The organism is Flagellimonas cixiensis, from assembly GCF_042134615.1.
Classification (GTDB): domain Bacteria; phylum Bacteroidota; class Bacteroidia; order Flavobacteriales; family Flavobacteriaceae; genus Flagellimonas; species Flagellimonas cixiensis.
Map to the genome: position 1 here is coordinate 3,124,143 of NZ_CP169639.1, position 20,425 is coordinate 3,144,567.

16 protein-coding genes are annotated in these 20,425 nt (G+C 39.5%); 2 read left to right on the plus strand and 14 right to left on the minus strand.

The window, feature by feature from the left end; translation table 11 throughout:
* Nucleotides 1-37 precede the first annotated feature (37 nt).
* Complete coding sequence (locus ABT310_RS13875; RefSeq protein WP_375324484.1) at nucleotides 38-1,735, minus strand: leucine-rich repeat domain-containing protein; 1,698 nt, start codon at nucleotides 1,733-1,735, stop codon at nucleotides 38-40.
* A gap of 191 nt (nucleotides 1,736-1,926) precedes the next feature.
* Nucleotides 1,927-3,942, minus strand: a complete 2,016-nt coding sequence (locus tag ABT310_RS13880) for a M13 family metallopeptidase (RefSeq protein WP_375324485.1) — start codon at nucleotides 3,940-3,942, stop codon at nucleotides 1,927-1,929.
* Nucleotides 3,943-4,135: 193 nt separating this feature from the next.
* Between ABT310_RS13880 and ABT310_RS13885 the strand changes: the two genes are divergently transcribed.
* On the plus strand, nucleotides 4,136-6,211 hold the full coding sequence (locus ABT310_RS13885; protein WP_375324486.1) for a DUF3857 domain-containing transglutaminase family protein: 2,076 nt from the start codon (nucleotides 4,136-4,138) through the stop codon (nucleotides 6,209-6,211).
* 16 nt (nucleotides 6,212-6,227) lie between these two features.
* Here the strand turns inward: ABT310_RS13885 and ABT310_RS13890 are convergent, their stop codons facing one another.
* From ABT310_RS13890 to ABT310_RS13905, 4 genes are all read right to left on the minus strand, one after another.
* Nucleotides 6,228-7,001 (minus strand): SOS response-associated peptidase, encoded by a 774-nt coding sequence (locus ABT310_RS13890; RefSeq protein ID WP_375324487.1) that lies wholly within the window; start codon nucleotides 6,999-7,001, stop codon nucleotides 6,228-6,230.
* A gap of 52 nt (nucleotides 7,002-7,053) precedes the next feature.
* Entirely contained in the window at nucleotides 7,054-8,331 is a 1,278-nt protein-coding gene (locus ABT310_RS13895) for an aminotransferase class V-fold PLP-dependent enzyme (protein ID WP_375324488.1), read from the minus strand.
* Nucleotides 8,332-8,406: 75 nt separating this feature from the next.
* Complete coding sequence (locus ABT310_RS13900) at nucleotides 8,407-8,781, minus strand: group 1 truncated hemoglobin (RefSeq protein ID WP_375324489.1); 375 nt, start codon at nucleotides 8,779-8,781, stop codon at nucleotides 8,407-8,409.
* 216 nt (nucleotides 8,782-8,997) lie between these two features.
* Nucleotides 8,998-9,579, minus strand: a complete 582-nt coding sequence (locus tag ABT310_RS13905; protein WP_375324490.1) for a YdeI family protein — start codon at nucleotides 9,577-9,579, stop codon at nucleotides 8,998-9,000.
* A 132-nt stretch (nucleotides 9,580-9,711) separates the two neighbouring features.
* Between ABT310_RS13905 and ABT310_RS13910 the strand changes: the two genes are divergently transcribed.
* Nucleotides 9,712-11,907: a transferrin receptor-like dimerization domain-containing protein gene (locus tag ABT310_RS13910; protein ID WP_375324491.1), complete on the plus strand. Its 2,196-nt coding sequence runs from the start codon at nucleotides 9,712-9,714 to the stop codon at nucleotides 11,905-11,907.
* 152 nt (nucleotides 11,908-12,059) lie between these two features.
* On the opposite strand, the gene ABT310_RS13915 is transcribed toward ABT310_RS13910, so the two are convergent.
* The 8 genes from ABT310_RS13915 to ABT310_RS13950 all read right to left on the minus strand — a co-directional run bounded on the left by ABT310_RS13915 (nucleotide 12,060) and on the right by ABT310_RS13950 (nucleotide 20,097).
* On the minus strand, nucleotides 12,060-13,328 hold the full coding sequence (locus ABT310_RS13915; protein WP_375324492.1) for a hypothetical protein: 1,269 nt from the start codon (nucleotides 13,326-13,328) through the stop codon (nucleotides 12,060-12,062).
* A 7-nt stretch (nucleotides 13,329-13,335) separates the two neighbouring features.
* Entirely contained in the window at nucleotides 13,336-15,522 is a 2,187-nt protein-coding gene (locus ABT310_RS13920) for an ATP-binding protein (RefSeq protein ID WP_375324493.1), read from the minus strand.
* 47 nt (nucleotides 15,523-15,569) lie between these two features.
* Nucleotides 15,570-16,832, minus strand: coding sequence for a DNA methyltransferase (locus ABT310_RS13925; RefSeq protein ID WP_375324494.1), 1,263 nt, complete (start codon nucleotides 16,830-16,832; stop codon nucleotides 15,570-15,572).
* Between the two features lie 287 nt (nucleotides 16,833-17,119).
* Nucleotides 17,120-17,497, minus strand: coding sequence for a DUF302 domain-containing protein (locus ABT310_RS13930; protein ID WP_375324495.1), 378 nt, complete (start codon nucleotides 17,495-17,497; stop codon nucleotides 17,120-17,122).
* A gap of 9 nt (nucleotides 17,498-17,506) precedes the next feature.
* Nucleotides 17,507-18,391, minus strand: coding sequence for a helix-turn-helix domain-containing protein (locus ABT310_RS13935; protein ID WP_375324496.1), 885 nt, complete (start codon nucleotides 18,389-18,391; stop codon nucleotides 17,507-17,509).
* A gap of 183 nt (nucleotides 18,392-18,574) precedes the next feature.
* The gene (locus ABT310_RS13940; protein ID WP_375324497.1) at nucleotides 18,575-18,991 is read right to left on the minus strand and encodes a DUF1348 family protein; all 417 of its coding nucleotides are present in this window, start codon (nucleotides 18,989-18,991) and stop codon (nucleotides 18,575-18,577) included.
* A gap of 64 nt (nucleotides 18,992-19,055) precedes the next feature.
* The gene (locus ABT310_RS13945) at nucleotides 19,056-19,523 is read right to left on the minus strand and encodes a YHS domain-containing (seleno)protein (RefSeq protein ID WP_375324498.1); all 468 of its coding nucleotides are present in this window, start codon (nucleotides 19,521-19,523) and stop codon (nucleotides 19,056-19,058) included.
* A 28-nt stretch (nucleotides 19,524-19,551) separates the two neighbouring features.
* Nucleotides 19,552-20,097, minus strand: coding sequence for a carboxymuconolactone decarboxylase family protein (locus ABT310_RS13950; protein WP_375324499.1), 546 nt, complete (start codon nucleotides 20,095-20,097; stop codon nucleotides 19,552-19,554).
* Between the last annotated feature and the right edge of the window lie 328 nt (nucleotides 20,098-20,425).

Consider the following 20,425-nt stretch of genomic DNA (forward strand, 5'->3'; position numbering starts at 1 on the left):
TATAAAAACGAAAGGCGCACCAAATGGTGCGCTTTTTTTAATATTGATTATTATTGAATGTCCAATTATAATCTAATCCTAATTCGTTGATTTTAGCAATGGTGGTTTGATCAATCAAATCCGTACCTGGATTATTTTGGAAGTCTATATACCCTGAAGTGGTTGAATTTAAAATAGCCTGATTATAAACAAGGGAAATCATTTGATCAAGTTCTGTTGCCAAAAACTGATTAGCTCCTATTTCAAGATCAAAAATTCTAGGGTTTTGGGATATATCTATTTGACTAAAATTATTGCCTTGAATAATCAATCTTTCCAATTCAGAATTTTGAGACAAATCCAATTCACTCAACATATTATCATTTAAATATAAGGCTCTTAACTCCACATTTTTTGAAATATCAAGTGAGCTTAGCTGATTGTTATATAAATCTATACGTTCTAAATTGGTGTTTTTGGTAAGGTCAATTTCGGTTAGATAATTTGCACCTACATTGATAGAAAACAAGCCTATGTTTTGTGTTACATCAATATTGGAAATTGAATTACCACTTAAATCAATTTGATTTAACATGCTGTTCTGAGACACATCAAGACCCGTTAAATTATTATCTCTAACAAATAACAGTTGTAATAACGAATTATTAGTTACATCCAAATTGGAAATTTGATTACCATTAACCCATAAAAGTTCCAAATATGGGTTTTGTGTTACATCTATTTCAGTTAACTGATTAAATCTAACATACAACTTCCTTAGTTTCCCATTATTGGATAAGTCCAAATGTGTTATTTGGTTGTATCCCAAGCTAAGGTTTTCCAATAAAAGGTTACTTGATGTATCCAAGGATGTTAATTTTCCGATATGGAAATCCACTTCTTTTAATAAGGTTAGACTACCTAACTCCGCTGCGATAATATTACTTTGATTATTAAATTCTACTTCATAATTGCTAAAATTCAAATATTCAATAACCTCTACGGCTCCGATAATTTTAATTTCATATATGCCATTTTCTTCATAAGTATGACTTACTTCATTTTCTATATCAATAGTATTTAGGGTAGATACATATTCTTCAATGGTTCCATCGCCCCAATCAATTTGATAAGTTGAACCTGTTAACGATTTTAATGCAATTACTTTGGCTGTTAAGTTTTCTGAATCATCAACCGTAAGCGTAAAGAAATCTTCTGCTTCAGAAAAAACCATGTCATCTTCCTCATAGCCAAATTCTACCCAAGAATAGCCAGCTGCTTCAATATTTTCAATAGGTGTGTTTTTGGAATCAGCTTCTTGAACTGTGAAATCATAGGGAAGTGAAGTTCCTGTAAACTGAGATAAGGCTGAAGTTGCTTTTGGTACCAAGGAAATAACCTCATCGGCAGAATCTATAACAATAAACTCTGTTAGTTTATAAGTGCCAGGATCCAATAGTATTTCTTCTGTAACAAAATCACCACCATTGTCAATAACATCCAGTTTTTGTCTATCCATAATAATGCTGCCATTACCCGTCTCTACACTTACGAAAACATAGGATGGGATAAATTCTTTGGCAGTGAAATCCGTTGAATTTTTAGAAGTAATCTTTTTGTTGTTAATTCCAAATGATTGTGCCCCCTGCTCTATGGCATCTGGAGTTTCTGGAATATTTGGGGTTGAAGTTTCTTCACTTTCTGAGCAAGAAATAAATAAGCACAAAAAGAAAAGGAAAGCACAAGCTTTTCTCATAAATAGTTGGTTTAGTTTAATTGATTATGCATGTTTAGGTTTTGAAAATAATATATTTTAAGAAAAAACCTACACTAGCTTCTGTGATTAGCGAAGTTTTTCGTTAAAAAGTTTAATCGATAAAATTCAACTCCACAAAAAAAAGCGCACCATTTGGTGCGCCTTTTGTATGCGTTTGATGTTATCTAGGATTACCAGATTTTTATACGTTCCTCCTCAGGTTTGTAATTTTCTTCCCCTGGCTGTACATCAAAGGTTTCGTAGAAAGGAGTGAAATTCATCAGGGGACCATTCACCCTCCAAATGGCGGGAGAATGCGAATTGGTGTTCACATAGTTTCGCATAAACTCATCCCGTGTTTTCACCCTCCAAATTCTTGCGATGGACATAAAAAAGCGTTCATCAGGTGTGTATCCGTCAATCTTTACGGTGTCCTGTCCCTGATCCGTCATTTTAAAGGCATCGTAGGCAATGGCAATTCCACCATTATCGGCAGTGTTCTCGCCAATGGTCATGGCTCCTTTTAGGTGAACGGTATCCAAAACAGTAAACGAACTGTATCTGTCTATCAACTGTTGGGTTTTCTCTTTAAATTTTTCCAAATCGGAAGGTGTCCACCAGTTTTTAAGGTTGCCCTCGCCATCGTATTGTGAACCATTATCATCAAAAGCATGGGTTAGTTCGTGACCGATTACCATCCCGATTCCTCCATAATTTACGGCATCATCTGCAGCCATATCAAAATATGGAAATTGCAAAATACCTGCAGGGAATACAATCTCATTTAAGGAAGGATTATAATAGGCTGTTACGGTGGATGGTGTTGTGCCCCAGCGATCTTTGTTCGGGGGTTGATTGAGGTCTTTTACATTGTACTGGTAATTGTTTTTTTGAAGTGCCACTACATTTTCAAAATATTGGTCTCGTGCAATGTCCACATCATATTCGCGCCACACATCGGGGTATCCAATTTTTTTGGTAATGGCATATAATTTTTCCTTGGCTTTGGTCTTGGTGCTGTCACTCATCCAATCCAATTGCGACATTCTGTTTTCAAAAGCCTTTTGTAGGTTGTTCACCAAATCCAACACACGTAGTTTCGCAGCTTCATCAAAATAACGTTTTACATACAGTTGACCCAGGGCAAAACCTAATTGTCTGTCTACCTGTTGTGCCATAATTTGTGCGCGTGGTTGTTGCTGCGATTGCCCCAATAAAACTTTGTTATATTCAAACAGAGCATCTTCAAACGGAACACTTAAAAATCTGGAATAATGATCTAAGCTGTGTGCTTTTAGATACGTTTTCCAATCTTCAACAGGAACTTTAGCTAACAATTCATCCAACTTGTTGTAATAATCAGGTTGCCGCACATTAATGGAATCAGCTTCAAGATCTAAGTCACTCAACAACATCTCCCAAGCAATATTGGGGTTGGATGAGGTAATATCACTCACCGCCAATTTATTGTAGTTGGCTTGAATGTTTCTTCTTTCGATACGTGTTTTATGGGCTTCTGCCAGTTGCTTTTCGATATCATACACCGTTTCAGCTTTTTCGGTACCATTTTCTATCCCTGAAAGATCAAACAAAGTGGCCAAATAGGTTTTATACGCATTTTGAATCTTCACCGATGGCTCATCAGTTTTAAAATAGTAATCCCGATCCGGCAATCCCAAACCAGACTGACTGGCATGCAGAATATTCAATTGGCTGTTCTTGTTGTCCGGAGCCACGCGTAACCCCATAATGGAATTATTCCCCTTGGTTATTTGCTCGCTAACAAAGCCCATTACTTCTTTTGGGGTGGAAATACCCTCGATTTCATCCAATAAAGGTTGAATAGGCTCGTATCCTCTTTGGTTTAGGGTAGCCGTGTCCATGCCCGAAGCAAAGAAATCGCCCACTTTTTGCTCAACGGTACCTTTAGCATGTTCCGTAGCCGATACTTCTTCCAAAATATTCTGCAATAATTTGCGCTGAGGAATATTCAAAAAACTGTACGAGCCCACACCCACTTGATCATCGGCAATTTTAATGGTGTCGTACCAAACTTTGTTCACATGGTCAAAGAAATTGTCTCCGGGTTTTATGGATTCCGAAATCCCAGTAAAAGCAATTTTTGAAGGTTTTTCTTTTGGTTTATTTTCCTGTTGGCAAGATAGCAACAGCATGCCTGCAAGGGCCATTGTTATTGAGTATTTCATAGGGTTGGTTTGTTTCCTCAAATATACCCATTAATCCAACGGGGTTCTTTGGTGAACTTGCCAAAAATTAGTTAAGGATTTTATAAAACCCCAAAGGTTGCACATCTAATTTTAGGTCGTTTGGGCTAAGAATTTTCTGTCTAATTCCATTTGTTTACTATTTTAGGGGATATAATTATTACCTACTAACCAAATGCACAAACCATTTACCCTCCTCCTACTCTTTCTGTCTTTTTATGCTTCCTACAGTCAAGTTTCCATAACCGAAGAGCCTTCTTGGATCATTAATGAAGCGCATGACCCTAACGCGGTGGCTCCGGAAAACGGACTTTATGGTGGCAGCCATGTGTTGTTGTATACCGAGCAAGTACATGTGGACCGTGAAGAAGTTTACGTTAAAAATGTTGCTAAAGCCGTTGAGTATAGCGGCGTTCAAAACATATCGAGTGTTGTTGCCGATTACGACCCAAGTTATCAAAAACTCCGATTTCATCGCATTGATGTTATTCGAAATGGCGAGACCATCAATAAATTGAAACTACAGGACATTCAAACTGCCCGACGCGAGACCAATGCTGAAAGTTTTATTTATGATGGCTCTATTTCTGCCTTTGTCAACATCCCAGATGTGAGAATGGGTGATATTGTAGTTTATAGTTATAGCTTGAAGGGCTTTAATCCCATTCAAAAAAACAAATTCACCACCAGTTTTGTGTTGAACTCCACCCAACCCATTGATCGTATTTCGGCGCATGTTTTCACCCAAAAACCACTTCATTATAAAATGCTCAATTCGGATTTGGTGGCCGACCTTGAGGTGCGTGGAGGCATTAATCATTATAAATGGGCCCAAGAAGACGTTCCTGCGATCTTACTGGAAGAACAAACACCTTCTTGGTATATTCAAAATGAAACCGTTTTGGTTACCGAATACGATTCTTGGAACCAAGTTATAAATTGGGGAAATACAATTTTCACTTTTGACGAGCCTCTAAACCCAGAACTCCAAAAAACCATTTCCAACATTGAGTCCAACCATAAAACAGAAGGAGAACGCATTAAATCGGCTCTTGCTTTTGTTCAGAATGAGGTGAGATATCTTTCCATTGCTTCTGGTATAGGCGGGTACAAACCCAATTCCCCCAATAAAGTTATGGAACAGCGTTTTGGGGATTGCAAGGACAAAAGTGTGCTGTTTGCCACCATGCTCAACCAAATGGGCATTGAGGCCTATCCAACTTTGGTGAATACCACCCTAAAACAGGAGTTGCCAAATCTAACTCCCTCATCTAAAATTTTTGATCATTGTATTGTAAAGGTAGTCGATAAAAACGGCACAACTTTATGGTACGACCCTACACTCACGGACCAAGGCGGCACTTATGCCAATACGTATACACCTGACTACAGATATGGATTGGTCTTGGATGAAAATATGTCCGATTTGGATACGATTGCAGATTTCAGGAGTAATATGATTGAAACCTTCAGTACCCTTACCTTGGAAAAGGACGGCATGGGCGCTGATCTAGAAGTACGTACGCATTATTACGAAGGAGAGGCGGATTTTATGCGTTCGGTGTTTAGAAACAACAGCAAAGATCTTATTCAACAAGAATTGATGTCATTTTACACCGATAATTACGGTAAAGTTTCTTCTTTAGACCCGCCCACGATAGAAGACGACACGCTAAAGAATGAATTTTTATTGTTGGAACGTTATCATTTGGATTCTATTTGGAGCCCATCCGTGGAAAAGACCAACACTATGAATCTATCCATCTTCCCAAATGGATTGATCTCCAATTTGAGCATGCCTACCCAATTGGAAAGAGTAACCCCTTACGCACTCAGTTATCCTTTTGTTCGCAAGGAACATATTAAAGTGAAATTGGCAGAAGGCATTAGGGTTCAACCAGAAAGTGTGACTATTAATTCAGATTATTTTTATTATGATTTTAGTTCAAAGTATAATGCTGCGGATAAGATCATAGATCTGGATTATTATTATAAGCATCAGGATGACCACGTACCCGTTGCCGGGTTTGATACCTATTACAACGACATGGTAAAACTGGACCAAAACCTGGGGTATCTAATTTACACCAATAGTAACAGTGGGGTAAACACCTCTACCTTCTCTTTGGGGTATACCGTAGGAACCTTGATTGGTGTCGGAATTATCATTGCAATTCCTTTGGGGTTGATCACATTGATAATCATCCTTGTGGTTCGATACAATAAAAAGAAAGCTGCCAACCCTTCTTAATTGGATAAACAATTCCTTAAAATTGAACCTCGGAATATTCCATCCGTTCAATAATTTCAGGAAAATTACTGTCCACGGTTCTTGAGTAAAGGTCACGGGAAACGGGATAGGCCTCCAATTCACCCTCCCAGAGATCATCTTGGATAATTTGTTGTACATCTGCTGCCGTATTGCCATGATGCAGCCACGAATCTACGTCCTCATCTTTTAGGATAACAGGGCGGCGACGTTCCGTTTTAGGTTCTTTATTATGGATTTTGTAAAATAGACTATCCTCCTCAGGCATGGCCTGACGCGTTAAGACCGTAAATGTATTGCGGCCATCGGCATTGGTGGAATAAATTCCAGCCAAGCAAATGGGATCGTTGTTTTTCCGATGAAAATAAAAGGGCACTTTAAAATCCCTACCCTTGACTTTGACATGGGTATTATGGGGTTCAAAAAAGCCATCGATGGGAATCACACATCTTTTATGCAAAGGTTGATACCGTTGTGCATAATACCCGAACAGTTTTTCCGATTGCGCATTTAATCCACCAAAAGCCTTGGGGTTATTTTTAAAGTATTCCTGAAAGTCTTGCTGTTTTTCATTCGAAGGCATGATGCCCCATTGCGCCGCCACCAGTTTGTTGGGGTCTTCTTGCGGAATCATCCACATAATGGGATGCGACCAACCATTGGCATGAAAATAAATCAAATCCAATTCCTCTTGGTTATCTTCCAAAGGAACAGCATCAAAGATTTTTTTCAGCTCAGACGTTTTTTTGGTCTGGCGAGTGGAATAGCACATACTTGAGGTTGAAGACTCAATTTACAAAATGTGCCTAAATTTTCCACATCCCCTATGCTAATCCCTCAATGAGCTTTAAAGCCCTGTCTATCTCTTCTTTGGAATTATAAATATGTACGGAATGACGCAGCATTTCAGTACCCACCGAACGGGGTTGCAAACGCTCTTTGTCCCACATATATTTTTGAAGTTCTGGACCAGACATACCCTCTACCCCATAGGTGGTGATTCCAGCCGCCAAATCTTCATTAGTGGACGAATAAAAGGTAACGTGCTTCATCTCCTTGAGCCCATCACGTAAATATTTGCCCAATTCCTTAACTCGGCCCAACCACACATCATGGCCAATGGTATTGAAAAAGTCCACCGCAGCATCATATCCTGCCATGAGTCCTGCATTTCCTGTTCCGTTTTGCATCAAACGAAAACCATGATCATCTTGATTGTCCCAATTGTAGCTTGCTATGGTAGACCAGATACCCTCTACCACATCTTTATTGATGTAAAGCAAACCACTTCCTGAGGGTGCCAACAACCATTTGTGCAAACTGGAATAATAGGCATCACAACCAATATCCTTAACATCTACAGGAACTTGACCAACGCATTGCGCACCGTCCAAAACAGTGAAAATGCCACGTTTTTTAGCTTCAGCACAGATTTCCTTCACAGGCATAACCGTTCCAAATCCAGAAATAATATGAGGTATGGCAATCACTTTCGTTTTTGGGGTGACTTCCTTAAAAATAGCATCGATAATTTCTTGTGGGTCATTGGCAGGTTCCGGCATGGTGGCCTGTTTGTATACACAGCCTTTCCGTTTGGCCAACAATTGCCAGGCACCAAATCCGCCTCCGTGTTCTTGGTTGGTGTTGAGCAGCTCATCTCCTTTCTTTAGGTTGAGGCCCATGCCCACATAGTTCATGCCAAACGTGGCATTCTGGGTCAGGGAGATTTCCTTAAAATCGCAATTGATGATCTTGCCCAATTTGGCACGCAGTTCCTCGTAAGGGAAATAACCCGTTAACAAAACAGGACCAGACCCGTTTTTATAATCCACCGTAGCGGCCTCCACATTCCAGTGCATCATGTGGTCGAACATTTTATCAAGCACATAACCTGGGGTTGGCCCCATGGTTCCGTTGTTAAAATAGGTTTGCCCCTCCTTTAAAGGAAACTGTTTGCGTACCATTTGCCAATACGCCTCATCTTTGGGGGCATTGGTTTGCAAGGGTGCTATGGACCAGTCTTTTTTGGGGTCAAAGGATAGCAAGGGCAGGGACATCATTGCCGCTGCGCCTTGTTTCAGGAATTTTCTACGTTGAGACATATTGGGTTTTAAGGTTGGTTTGCTGTTAAAGTTAAAATAATCCTTTAAAAAAGCACATTAACCCCTACCCATTCTTTATTTGGATACAATCATCCCCTTTAACGACCATAAAATGGCCAAAACGTCCTTTTGGGTGACTTCATCGATGCTGTTTTGATCCAAAGCGCGCATAATGTCATCCAATACATGATAGTATTCCCCAGGACTGATGTTCATGCCTTTATGGGCAGTTTCCATATCCATTCCAGTGTATGCAACATTGCCTCCACTCCCAGCACTAAAAAATTCCACGGAATGTTCCTTAACAATTCTGAGTTTTTCGGGATGTTCCTTTAAGGGCAAAAACCGAGCATTAACGGCTGGATTTTCCATATGATTGTTCACTGCGGTGTCCACAATGGTCGAAATGCCATCAGTGCCGCCCAGACGTTCAAAAAGTGTGCGTTCCATTTTATGTTTGTTTAGGTTGTTACTTGTTCGAAAATATCGTTCGGTATTGAGAAGTGAACGAAAATCAATTGAGAAGGGGCGGATAGAATCTAAGTAGACGTCAAAACAGCATCTACTTTTATATTTAAGTAAGTTACTAAAAATAAACGTAACCTCTGATTTTCAAGGGGTTTAATTACCTACTGAAATCTTGTGATCAAATGTACAAAGGGAGGGCTACCTTTCGTTGTAGCCTTTCCCTTTGTAGATATTGGGAATGCACTTTTCTATGCGATTGATGCGGGTTTGGGATTGTTTGGCCTGAGAAATAAAAAGCATATACCCACGTTGGCGCCCTGGGGTCAGAGCTTCAAATGCCATTTTAAAATCAGGATCCTCATCCAATTTTTGTTGAAGTTCTTCGGGCATTTCAAATTCGGATGTCTTCTTCAATTGGACTTCCAAGCCAGCTTTTTCAACTTCAATGGCTTCATACATGTACGCCTTGAGTGTTTTTTCCTGCTGTATGATTTCATCGACATTCGTAAACCGTATCTGTCGTGCCGATTGTACATTTTCAGTTTGTTGAACCAAAATATGCTCCATGTCTTTCAACAAAACACCTTTATGAAACAACAAAGCGCAATACTCTTTAAAGCCGTGTATCAAAAAAATATTGCCATCATTATAGGTATAACAAGGTTTGCCCCACTTCAGTTCTTCCACAAGACCTGTATCCAATGCAATTCTTCTCAATTCACTATAGGCTTTTTGCCATTGGGATGGTTTTTCAAAAAAGAAATCAACTTTCGGATTCATATCTTGTTTTATCAATTTATGGGACGCTATTCAAAGAAAATGTAAATTCTTTAAAAATTTGGCATCACTTCTCCCCTTTTTACTTCATTTACTTCAAGCAAACCCTTAAATTTAGAGAGCTAATTCAAAACAATGAAAAATAAATTATTACCCCTGCTGCTCCTTCTGGGAGTTGTAGGTGTCTCGGCCCAAGACAAAATAATTGGGTTCAGCGAAAAAGCTTCGAAAGCTCAAACCCAACTCGAGGCCGCTTACGAAAAAGAACTTTCCACTAAAAATTTGGACGAATGGATGAAACTCATGGCGGCAGAACCGCACTGGGTGGGTACCGAATATGGTGAAGAAAACGTAAAATGGATGGAAAAACAGTTCAAATCGTGGGGCTATAAAACCAAGATTGACACCTACCATGTGCTGTTTCCCTATCCAAAAGTGAGGGTGCTGGAAATGACAGGGCCAACCCCATACTCCGCTAAGTTGGAGGCCGTTCCTGTTGAAGGTGACCCGTACACCGCCCAAGGTGACAAATTGTTGCCCAGCTACAACGCTTTCTCCACCGATGGAGACGTAGAGGCCGATTTGGTTTTCGTGAACTACGGAATTCCAAGCGACTACGAAGAGCTTGCCAAATTGGGCATCGATGTAAAAGGAAAGATCGTGATCGCCAAATACCAAGGTTCTTGGAGGGGTATCAAACCAAAATTGGCCGCCGAAATGGGCGCCATTGGTTGTATTATTTACTCCGACCCTAAAGATGATGGCTATTACCAAGGTGATGTGTACCCCAAAGGGCCATTTAAAAACAAAACAGGGGTGCAGCGTGGTTCTGTAATGGACATGCCGTTGTACCCTGGTGATGTATTGACCCCTGGTTATGCCGCTACCAAAGACGCAAAGCGTTTGAATCGTGAAGAGGCACCGACCATCACTAAAATTCCAGTTTTGCCAATTTCATACGAAGATGCACAGCCGTTATTGGCTGCGTTGGAGGGTCCTGTTGCCCCTGCGAACTGGAGAGGTGGATTGCCAATTACCTATCATATTGGCCCTGGACCAGCCAAAGTGCACCTAAAATTGGAGTTTGACTGGCAATTGAAACCTGCCCACAACTTGATCGCCACTTTAGAGGGTGATGAGTTCCCAGACGAATGGGTGATTCGTGGAAACCACCACGATGCGTGGGTACACGGTGCCAGTGACCCTGTGAGTGGTATGGTAGCTTTAATGGAAGAAGCCCGTGTGGTTGGTAAATTGGCGAAAGCAGGCAACAAGCCCAAACGTACCTTGGTGTACTGTGCTTGGGATGCCGAAGAACCAGGATTGATCGGTTCCACCGAATGGGTGGAGGATCACATTCCAGAATTGAAAGAAAAGGCCGTGGCTTACATCAATACCGATGGAAACAGCCGCGGGTATTTGGGTGCTGGAGGTTCCCACTCCCTACAAGCCATGGTGAGCCAAGTGGCCAACGTGGTGACCGACCCACAAAAAGGAGTTTCTGTGGCGGAGCGTCGCAAAGCGGCCAACGTAATGCGTGGTGGAGACAATTCGTTTAAACTGTCCGCATTGGGTTCAGGTTCGGATTATACCCCGTTTATCCAACACACAGGTATCGCCTCTTTGAACTTGGGCTACGGTGGTGAAGGCAGTGGCGGTGAATATCACACCATTTACGACACCTACTCCCACTACACCCGTTTTAAAGATCCTGGGTTTGTCTATGGCGTTGCTTTGGCCAATACGGCAGGCCGTATCTCTTTGCGTTTGGCAAATGCCGAGGTTTTACCGTTTGAACTCACCCAATGGCACAGCACCATCGAAACGTATTTGGGCGAGGTGATGAAAACCTTGGAAACCATGCGTGCCGATGTGGAAAAACACAACAAATTGGTAAAAGCGGATACCTACGGATTGGTGATGGATCCCAAAAAACCGATAGCTCCCGCAAAAATGGAGGGCGAAGTACCGTATTTGGACTTCTCTCCCATCCAAAATGTGGTAGCAGAATTAAAGAAAAGTATCGAAACCTTTTCCAAGGCAGATGCATTGGCGCTGTCCCCAGCCAAAAAGGCAAAACTGAACCAAGAGTTGATGGGCATGGAGCAAATTTTGTTGCAGGATAAAGGGCTACCCCGTAGAGATTGGTTCAAGCACCAGATCTATGCCCCTGGATTTTACACAGGGTATGGGGTAAAAACACTTCCAGGCGTGCGCGAGGCCATTGAACAGAAGGAATGGAAAGAAGCACAGGAACAAATTGGGGTATTGGCCACCACCCTAAAAGCTTTTGATGCGCAGGTACAAAAACTGAACAGCATAGTGCAGTAATTGGATTTCTCCTGAAAAACCAAAACCGCTTCTTATGATTAAAGTGAGGGGCGGTTTTTTATTTTTATTGAACACTGTCTTAATTGTTATAAGAGCAACGGACTTGAGTTTAAAGGTGATTGGGGGGATTTGAGAAGTATGGTAAAAACAGATTATCCTTGTTCTTCAATCACTGGGATAATTTCTTTAAATGTCCTAGGTAAACCAACCCTACCAATATAACCTGAGTACTTTTGCTGAAGATTGGTTATATGAGGAGGCAATAACCTTTGAACTCTTTTATCAACAATTTCATTAAAAGGAATTTGAATAAGACTATTGAAAGAAAAAGACACGAATTTTGAACCTTCAATACCAAAAACAATATATTCATTATCTCTTTGAGATATATAACCATATTTTTCTTTGAAGTTTCTGCTAATACTTGAGTTGCTAGCCTTTGCTCCTTTCAAGCAATATGCATACCCATCACATTTTTCTCTACCGATTACTGTATCACAAATTGGCCTGATATTAATGTAAAATTCATTCTTTTTTTCAGCATAAAAAATATCTCCTGGCCGCAAGTCGTTAGCAGGAATACTATTATTAAACACGAATTGGGAATTAACAACTAAAGATTTAATTTCTTCAGGAGACGGTGCCTCATCTTTTTTACCGTTGTTTACAATTTCAGGATTGAGCTCAAGAAGTGGTCCCCTACCTTTAATATTCCTATAAATAATTTCATCTATACTTAAACCTTCATGAACTGAATCCTCATTAAAAGCTTCCCATAAAACAGTGGGCCAAACAGGACTACTACTATACAACTCTAAAAAGGTAGAATTTTTAGCTTTATAAAAATTTTCCTCCCACTTTTTTAAAGTATAAATAGATGGGTTTGAATTTATCCAGTCTGAAATACTTTCAAACATTTGATTCTTCCCTGTTATATCGCCTTTCTTTCTTATTAAAATGAAATTTTTGCTTTCATCCTCAACATTGTACAAATTCTTTTCAGATTTTAGCAATTCCTCTATAACTGTACCTGGATCCAATTCTGTAAAAATGAAAACTGGTGCAAAACAATTTTCTTTAATTGATTCAATAAACTTTACATTATCTTCAAAAGAAGAATCCTTAAGAGCATCACCAAGCTGTAATTCCACTTGTTCTTCCGAATGCGGCTCTCCTTTATCACTCGGATTCAACTCCCAATCCAAAATGAAAAAACTTACTGATTTTATATTTTTAATAAAGTTTTTATTTTTTGGGATTGCATCGTACTTAACCAATGGAATGCCTTCGTCCTCAATTTGCTTAACTATATCTAATATTCTATCATCAGACTCTGGTGTGTTAATATTTTCATCAATTGCAATTGCATAGCCAGAATACAATTTTTCAATGGTCGTTTCAATTGTTGATTGTTCTTCCATATTAACTTTAAAATTTAATCTTGAAATTAGCTCCTTTAAGCACCTTTGAATCTTGTTTTTGGATATAGGAAATTTCATAGTCATACCTTTCTAAAAGTTGTTTAGCTATATAGAGACCCAACCCCCTTCCTTCATTGCCTTTTGTTGAAAAGAAAGGTTCAAAAATGAAATCAATATCATCTGGTTGTACACCTATTCCATTGTCAGCGATAACAACTTGTTCTTTGTGACCGTCAATTTCTACAGTAATGTTCTTGGGTTCAGCATCGTCTATTGAGTTTGCCAGCCAATAAACAGCATTATCCAATAGGTTAATTACAACTTGCATAATTACTCCATCATTACATTCAATTACCAATGGCCCGCCTTTTTCAATTACATCCAGAGAAATATTGTATTTATTGAATACTGAGTCAAAATATTTAATAACCTTATCAAAAATTACCTTAAAACGATGGGATTTGACTTTTCTCTTAGTACTTCTAAACATGGGCTGAATCCCTTCAAGTTGGTCTTCAATGAAAGAAAGCTGCCCTCTAAGTTTTTCCAATTCTTCTCCCAAGAGTTCATAGTCAATATCTTCATAATAACTTGATTTTAGAAGATTATCCAAAAGACCTTTGGCTCTACCCATCATAAACATGATATCATGAGAAGCAGTCTCAACTGCTAACCCAACAGCCGCTAAATCTTCTGTTTGTTCAGCTCTTTCAACTAAGTAGTTTTTTTCCTGTTCATAATGTTTTGAGGCTACTTGAAGCATATTTGAGGCCTCATTATATTTTTTATTGGATATGAATTCTTTGATTAAATCCAACTCATTGCTAATTGTTTTCTTTTTGAATACTTCAACCGCTTCCTTTTCTTTGTTGGATAATCTGTATTTGTCGTATTCTTTTTTTAGCCAACCCAAAAAACTTTGCAATAGAGCTTTAAAATCTTGGAAAACACCTCCTATTTCAATTAATCCTTCACGGTTGGTTTTATCCCTTAAGTCAGGATTATCTTTCTGTGTTATTTGAACAAAACCTACTGTTTGATCCATACTCAAGTAATCACCAGCACGATGTACACCTCTTAAAACATCAATACCGAGCCAATCATCATTTGGGTCACCATATGGATAAACCCTTATATCATCCCTATATAAATAAATCCGATGTTTTTTAATATAATCCTTATCAGACTTTTGAAGTTTATATTTTGGAGGTGCCTTTGTTGTTAGGTCAAAAACATAGAATTCAAATTCAAAAGGCCCACAAGTAATATTTTTTTGCAACTGCTTGCCATCTTTTTCTTTTAGGAATCGCTTTTGATACTCCCTTATTCCAGTTAATTGATTTAAATCAACCGTTAATTGCTGGTCATTCAATTTGAATTTGAATGCCCTTGCATCATCATCAAAATGACCATCAGTTACTCTTAAAGGAGCACTTGAAAAATAGGAGTCTAGTTTATTTATATTTTCTTCTTGAAAAATCGAACTTCCATTTAATTTTATATCATAAATAAATTTAGTTCCACTTGTTTTCTTGGAAGAAAGTTCAAGTTTTGACATTTCCTCGAGAATGTTGTCTAGTTTTTTCTTAGACCATTCCCCTTTAAGATTTGATATTTTTATTAACGTGCCATATGGCTTTCTTTTCTTTTTATCTAGCCTTATGGTTATATCTTTTTCTATGATTGTTTTAGCAGTAGGCCTTATTTCATATTCCAATTCAATATCATCCAAAAAAATTTCCTTTTCAACATCATCTTCTTTTAGAAAATCAGAATCATATCTTGATAAATCATTATCAACATATATTTCATTTCCTGTTTCCTTACTTCTTGAAGTAATCTCAATCGTTGAACCCAATTTGTAGATTGCAAATCTTCCAATACCTTTTTCTCCTTGGATGATTCTATTTTTATTTTTGGTCCTACGAGATTTTTCATCTTGCTTCAATTTTAGTTTTGCAGGAGTAGCAGGGTTCATCCATGATTTCTCAATTGTATCAAAGGTCATCCCTTCGCCATCATCTTCAATTTCAATCGAGGAACTACTTTTAGCTATAAGTTTATCTTCATCATCTTTGTCGATATCAAAATCATTCAACCTAATTTGTACCCAGTTAGCATCAGCATCATAGGAGTTTTTAATCAACTCAACTAATGCTATGGTCTCATTTTTTATGAGTTGTTCACCAAGCATTGTTAGCAATCTGGCGTACGGCCTAATTTTAAATTTATCTTGGCCCATTATTTCCTTGCTATAATTATATATTCCTCGGGATATACCTTTTTACTGTTTTTGTTATCCACCGTGGTAAACTTGCCTGTATTTTTATCCCTAATGGTAGGTATTAATTTGTGAGGTATGGCCCTCTTGATCACTTCTTGGATTTCAAAACCGCTCAACTCCAATAATTCCGCAAATATTTCTGCGGATAAAATCTTGACATTTTTAAAAGTGGTATTGCCAATAACAATAAAAGCTTGACCATCTGTTTTCAATATCCTATACATTTCATCTGCAACCAATTTCATGTCATTAAAATAATTGGTTACCTCTTTAGCAGTTCTTAAGTGGATTTCCCGAAGTTTATCAATTAAATCTTGAGCAATTTTGGATTCGGTTTTAAGTTCCGTACCATAAGAATAAAATGTGCCTATAAAATTCTTTCTAAACTCCAAAAGATTGGACACATAATCAAACCAGTACCCCGTTAGCTGATGCAAATCGGCATATTCATATGAAGTAACATACGGAGGGGAAGTAATTACCGTATTAATTGATGAACCTTTAATTTCCGTTTTTCTTGCATCCCTTAAAAATATTTTGCTTTCCACATTGCTAAATTTGAGTTTTTCCAGCTCTTTAAAAAAATCTGAATTCTTTCTCATCATTGTCCTCACCTGTCTTTTAAAAGCAGTGAAAGCATTTATAGGATTTTTATCAGGGTCAATTTGCGGTTTTGTACTGGTTTGAAGCCATTTGGAGCAGTTCTTTAAAATATTGGATAAGGCAACCAAAAAGAAATCTTTGATTTGAGAAGATTCGTCCAACCCTGAAATCAATTCATACAAAAAAGCAATCCTGTACTTATTTTCTGGATAAAACCAATAATCAATTCTTTCGTGTTTTTCAATATTGTGATAATCTACTTCATTGTATACTTTAAGCGATTGAATCAGTTCATTAAAAACTTTTTCCAATTCGATTGGATCAATTGGTTGTGTTTTAACCCTAGCTATCAATTGAGCGACAGGATTAATATCTACCCCAACCGATTTTCTACCATGTATTTTGGATTCAACCAGTGTGGTGCCACAACCAGCAAACAAATCCGCAATCAAATCCCCTTCCTGAGTATGATTCTCAATGATTTTTTTTACAATGTTCGGAAGAAACTTTGCAGGATATCTATGATACCCATGTGTCCACTGTTCTGTGGATTTAACATTTTTAAATGTCCAATCTTCACTTACAGGAAGTCTTTCAAAAGGAATAGCTACGTCCATTTATACTGGTTGGTTTGCTTACCAAATATAATTCAATTAAGTTCAATTTTAAACGATTGATATTCAAGTACATACTCGTCACTCTGTCATAAATATGTTTAAAATGAACTTTAAAAATCCATATTTTTCACTGTTGTATGGGGGGAGCTAAATCCAAATATATAGAATGCCAGATGAAAATCCTTGTGTCAAAATCTTAAAAAAACTGAGGTTTTTCCATAATAAAACAAAAAAAGCCCTAAAGGGCTTTCTCCAATATTCTAAAAAATCCAACAATCTAACCCTCCTTAAAAAACAACTATCCCCTGCACCCGCTTCAACAACTCGGCTGCCATTTCAGGCTTCAAGCCATAATCCTGTAAGCTGTGCACGGGGTTTTTAAAACTCAGTTGGGTGGTGGTCTCATCCAGTTGGTGCAGTACCAGTTTTAGGGGAATATCGTTTATGGCCAAAGGATCGTTCGCCATGATCTCCGCAATATATTTCGGGTGAAAAAAGAGCAATTGCCGCAAGGGCGCTATGCGCACCCCATGTTTGGCCACAATGGCCTGGGTGTCTATTTCGTGTAGGAGCAAAAAGTCGTGGTCCACGATCCGTTTCTTTAATGCGCCGTACAACTGCCCAAAGGGCACGGGCAGGGTCTGGCGTATTACATGTGCTTTCATAGGTTGGGGTTAGGCCATGGCGGCACGGGCAAAGCCCACCGTTTCGCGATAGGTTTTGGGCGAAATGTCCGCATTGTTCTTAAAAAATCGGCTAAAGTAGTGCTCATCGTCATACCCAAGGTCGTAGGCAATCTCCTTTACCGTTTTGTTGGTAAGGTACAGTTCGCGCTTGGCCTCTATAATGATCCGTTCGCTGATCAGGTTGGTCATGGTTTTGTTAAAATGGTTCTTGGTCATCTTGGCCAGCGCCTTGGGGCTAATGTTCAACAGATCGGCATACTCCCCAGCGGAATGCATGGTCTTGTAATGCGTTTCGATCAGGTTTTTGAGCTTTTGCAGGATAAAGGGCTCCTTTTCTTCGGGAGTGCCCTCCAAGGCTTCGGGCTGTTGCTTGGCCTTGGCACGGGAGGCCGTGATCAAGAATATTTTAAGGTAAGAGACCAACAGCTCGTACTGCGCCAGTTCCGATTTTTGCACTTCGGCATACATCTGCTCCAGTACCAGTTCAAAACTTTGGCACATATCGTCCGTAACACAGAGCATGGGCGGACTGTAAATATTGTTGAACAGCACGCCATTGCAGGCCACCTGTTCGTGGTGCTTGTGGATGCAGAAAAAATCGGGATGGAAATTCAACACCACGCCCTCCAACGGTTCTTCCTCGGTGAACGCAAAGGGTTGATAGGGCGTTACGGCAATTAGGGTGTTTGGCGTAAACGTGTACTCCGAAAAGTCCACTTGGGCGGTACCCCTCCCCTTTTTTATCCAGATCAAGGTATAATAATTTAAACGGTGCGTGTCGCAAAACTGGCAACTGCTCTCAAATTCGGAGAGTTTAAAGGCCAGGTTTCCCGTTTGTTCGTCGATGAGCGTGTTGGTGTTGTAAATGTCCATTTTTTGATTGTGTGTTTTTGTCCTAGTGCATTCAATAAAAATTCGTCATTTCGAGTGGTTTTTGGACCGAGGGCCAAAAATTGTATCGAGAAATGTGTTTTTATGTGCCGAAAACCTTGTTCTCGATACTTTTTCATTCTGAAAAAACTCGAACTGACGGTTTTTAAAATACATTGAAACTAATCAAAGTCTTCTCTCCGATTCGGCTATCGGCAGGTCGTTGATGCTGGCATAGCGCTTTTGCATAAGCCCATGCTCGTTGAACTCCCAATTCTCGTTTCCATAGGCGCGAATCCACGCTCCCTCGGCATTTTGGTATTCGTATTCAAACCGAACTGCAATCTTATTGTCGGTAAAAGCCCATAGTTCCTTTCTCAATTTGTAATTTTTTTCTTTTTGCCACTTCTCGGTCAAAAAGGCAACCACTTCCTCACGCCCGTAGATGAACTGGGAACGGTTGCGCCATTCGGTGTCAATGGTATATGCTTTGCTTACTTTTTCGGGGTCTTGGCTGTTCCAGGCGTCTTCGGCCAATTGAACCTTATCGCGGGCAGTTTCTTCGGTAAAAGGGGGCAATGGATATTTCTTTTCTGTTTCCATGATCGTATTTTTAAATAAAAAAAGGGCAGGACCATTACGACCCCACCCCTACACTTAATCAAAACTATTTGCTGTGTTGCACTTTGGGCCAATTGGCATGGGCTGCTTTTTTAAGCTCCGTAGTGCGTTGTCCCCAATCCTCGTAGGTATTGAAAGGCTCCCCGTTGAACGGTCCGTTAAAGAATAGGTACAGTTTACCATCAATTACGGTATAGGTTTCTGGGTTGATAGGAAATTTGGCTTCCTTGGCACCCACACCCCAAGCACAGTACCCATCAAACTGAGGTAAATAACTGTTCGGTGATTTTTTAAAGGCACTTTGGTTCGCCTTGTTGGCGAAATAATAGGTAGCACCGTTGTGCTTTACCGCATAACTTTTGCTTCCGTGTGCGGCTTTCCCCGAAAAATAGGAAACCACATCGTACCCACCAATGGCAAGACCATTATCGTCTACAGGTGGGGTTTGGGCCTGCGCGCTGATGGTGGCAAACAATACAATTCCAAATAGAAATAAATTTCTGAACGTTTTCATTTGTTTTAATTTTAAGATTACTGATTGATTAAACCGTAGCCACTTCCACTACTGGGAAATCGATATCGGTGTTGGCCGTATTATTGAAATAATTCGTCAAGATGTTCAAGGCTACGTGCGCCACGATCTCGCCCACGGCACCATCGGTATAGCCAGCGGCTTTAACAGCTTCCACATCTTCGGAAGAAACGCGTCCGTTTGTGCTGATCAAGGTTTTTGCAAATTGAAGCGCTGCAGCCACTTTTGGGTCAGAGTTGATACCTTCTCTTGCGGATTGAAGCGTATTGGTGTCGATACCTACCAATTTTTCACCGATAAAGGAGTGCGCGGATAGGCAATAGTTACAGGCGTTGGACTCTGCAACGGTCAAGGCCAACAATTCGCCCAATCTTCCGCCCAAGGATCCTTTTCCAAGAGCGTCGCTCAAGTTAAGGTAGCCCTCCAAAACGGCGGAAGAGTTCCCCATGGTTCTCATCATATTGGGAACCATTCCCAATTTGGCTTGGATACCGTCGAATAATTCTTTTGATCTACCGGTGGCTTCTTTTGGATCTAATGCTTTTAAACGTGTCATAACTTTTGTTTTTTAATTCATAAATGGTTTGTCACTATTGACATTACAAAGGTGCTGTGATGCTTGTTCGGATAAAATGGACAGATGCCGCAACTTCTTGGACATTTTTCCTGAAGTGGAATTTTTAGCCGTAAAAGTGTTTAGAAAGTGGTAGTCGAAAAATAAAGCAGAGCGTCATTCTGAATTTATTTCAGAATCCCATCAGACTGATAAACCAATCATTATGAGAACCTGAAACAAGTTCAGGTTGACGAAAACTACTATTGGAGAAACCTCTTCGATTTTAAAACATCAACAAAAAAGAAAGGCCGAACCTATGGTTCGACCT

What these genes read in the sequence shown, in the direction of transcription:
- ABT310_RS13875 (WP_375324484.1), bottom strand. Translation starts at nt 1,735, where the DNA reads ATGAGAAAAGCTTGTGCTTTCCTTTTCTTTTTGTGCTTATTTATTTCT.
- ABT310_RS13880 (WP_375324485.1), bottom strand. Translation starts at nt 3,942, where the DNA reads ATGAAATACTCAATAACAATGGCCCTTGCAGGCATGCTGTTGCTATCT.
- ABT310_RS13885 (WP_375324486.1), top strand. Translation starts at nt 4,136, where the DNA reads ATGCACAAACCATTTACCCTCCTCCTACTCTTTCTGTCTTTTTATGCT.
- ABT310_RS13890 (WP_375324487.1), bottom strand. Translation starts at nt 7,001, where the DNA reads ATGTGCTATTCCACTCGCCAGACCAAAAAAACGTCTGAGCTGAAAAAA.
- ABT310_RS13895 (WP_375324488.1), bottom strand. Translation starts at nt 8,331, where the DNA reads ATGTCTCAACGTAGAAAATTCCTGAAACAAGGCGCAGCGGCAATGATG.
- ABT310_RS13900 (WP_375324489.1), bottom strand. Translation starts at nt 8,781, where the DNA reads ATGGAACGCACACTTTTTGAACGTCTGGGCGGCACTGATGGCATTTCG.
- ABT310_RS13905 (WP_375324490.1), bottom strand. Translation starts at nt 9,579, where the DNA reads ATGAATCCGAAAGTTGATTTCTTTTTTGAAAAACCATCCCAATGGCAA.
- ABT310_RS13910 (WP_375324491.1), top strand. Translation starts at nt 9,712, where the DNA reads ATGAAAAATAAATTATTACCCCTGCTGCTCCTTCTGGGAGTTGTAGGT.
- ABT310_RS13915 (WP_375324492.1), bottom strand. Translation starts at nt 13,328, where the DNA reads ATGGAAGAACAATCAACAATTGAAACGACCATTGAAAAATTGTATTCT.
- ABT310_RS13920 (WP_375324493.1), bottom strand. Translation starts at nt 15,522, where the DNA reads ATGCTTGGTGAACAACTCATAAAAAATGAGACCATAGCATTAGTTGAG.
- ABT310_RS13925 (WP_375324494.1), bottom strand. Translation starts at nt 16,832, where the DNA reads ATGGACGTAGCTATTCCTTTTGAAAGACTTCCTGTAAGTGAAGATTGG.
- ABT310_RS13930 (WP_375324495.1), bottom strand. Translation starts at nt 17,497, where the DNA reads ATGAAAGCACATGTAATACGCCAGACCCTGCCCGTGCCCTTTGGGCAG.
- ABT310_RS13935 (WP_375324496.1), bottom strand. Translation starts at nt 18,391, where the DNA reads ATGGACATTTACAACACCAACACGCTCATCGACGAACAAACGGGAAAC.
- ABT310_RS13940 (WP_375324497.1), bottom strand. Translation starts at nt 18,991, where the DNA reads ATGGAAACAGAAAAGAAATATCCATTGCCCCCTTTTACCGAAGAAACT.
- ABT310_RS13945 (WP_375324498.1), bottom strand. Translation starts at nt 19,523, where the DNA reads ATGAAAACGTTCAGAAATTTATTTCTATTTGGAATTGTATTGTTTGCC.
- ABT310_RS13950 (WP_375324499.1), bottom strand. Translation starts at nt 20,097, where the DNA reads ATGACACGTTTAAAAGCATTAGATCCAAAAGAAGCCACCGGTAGATCA.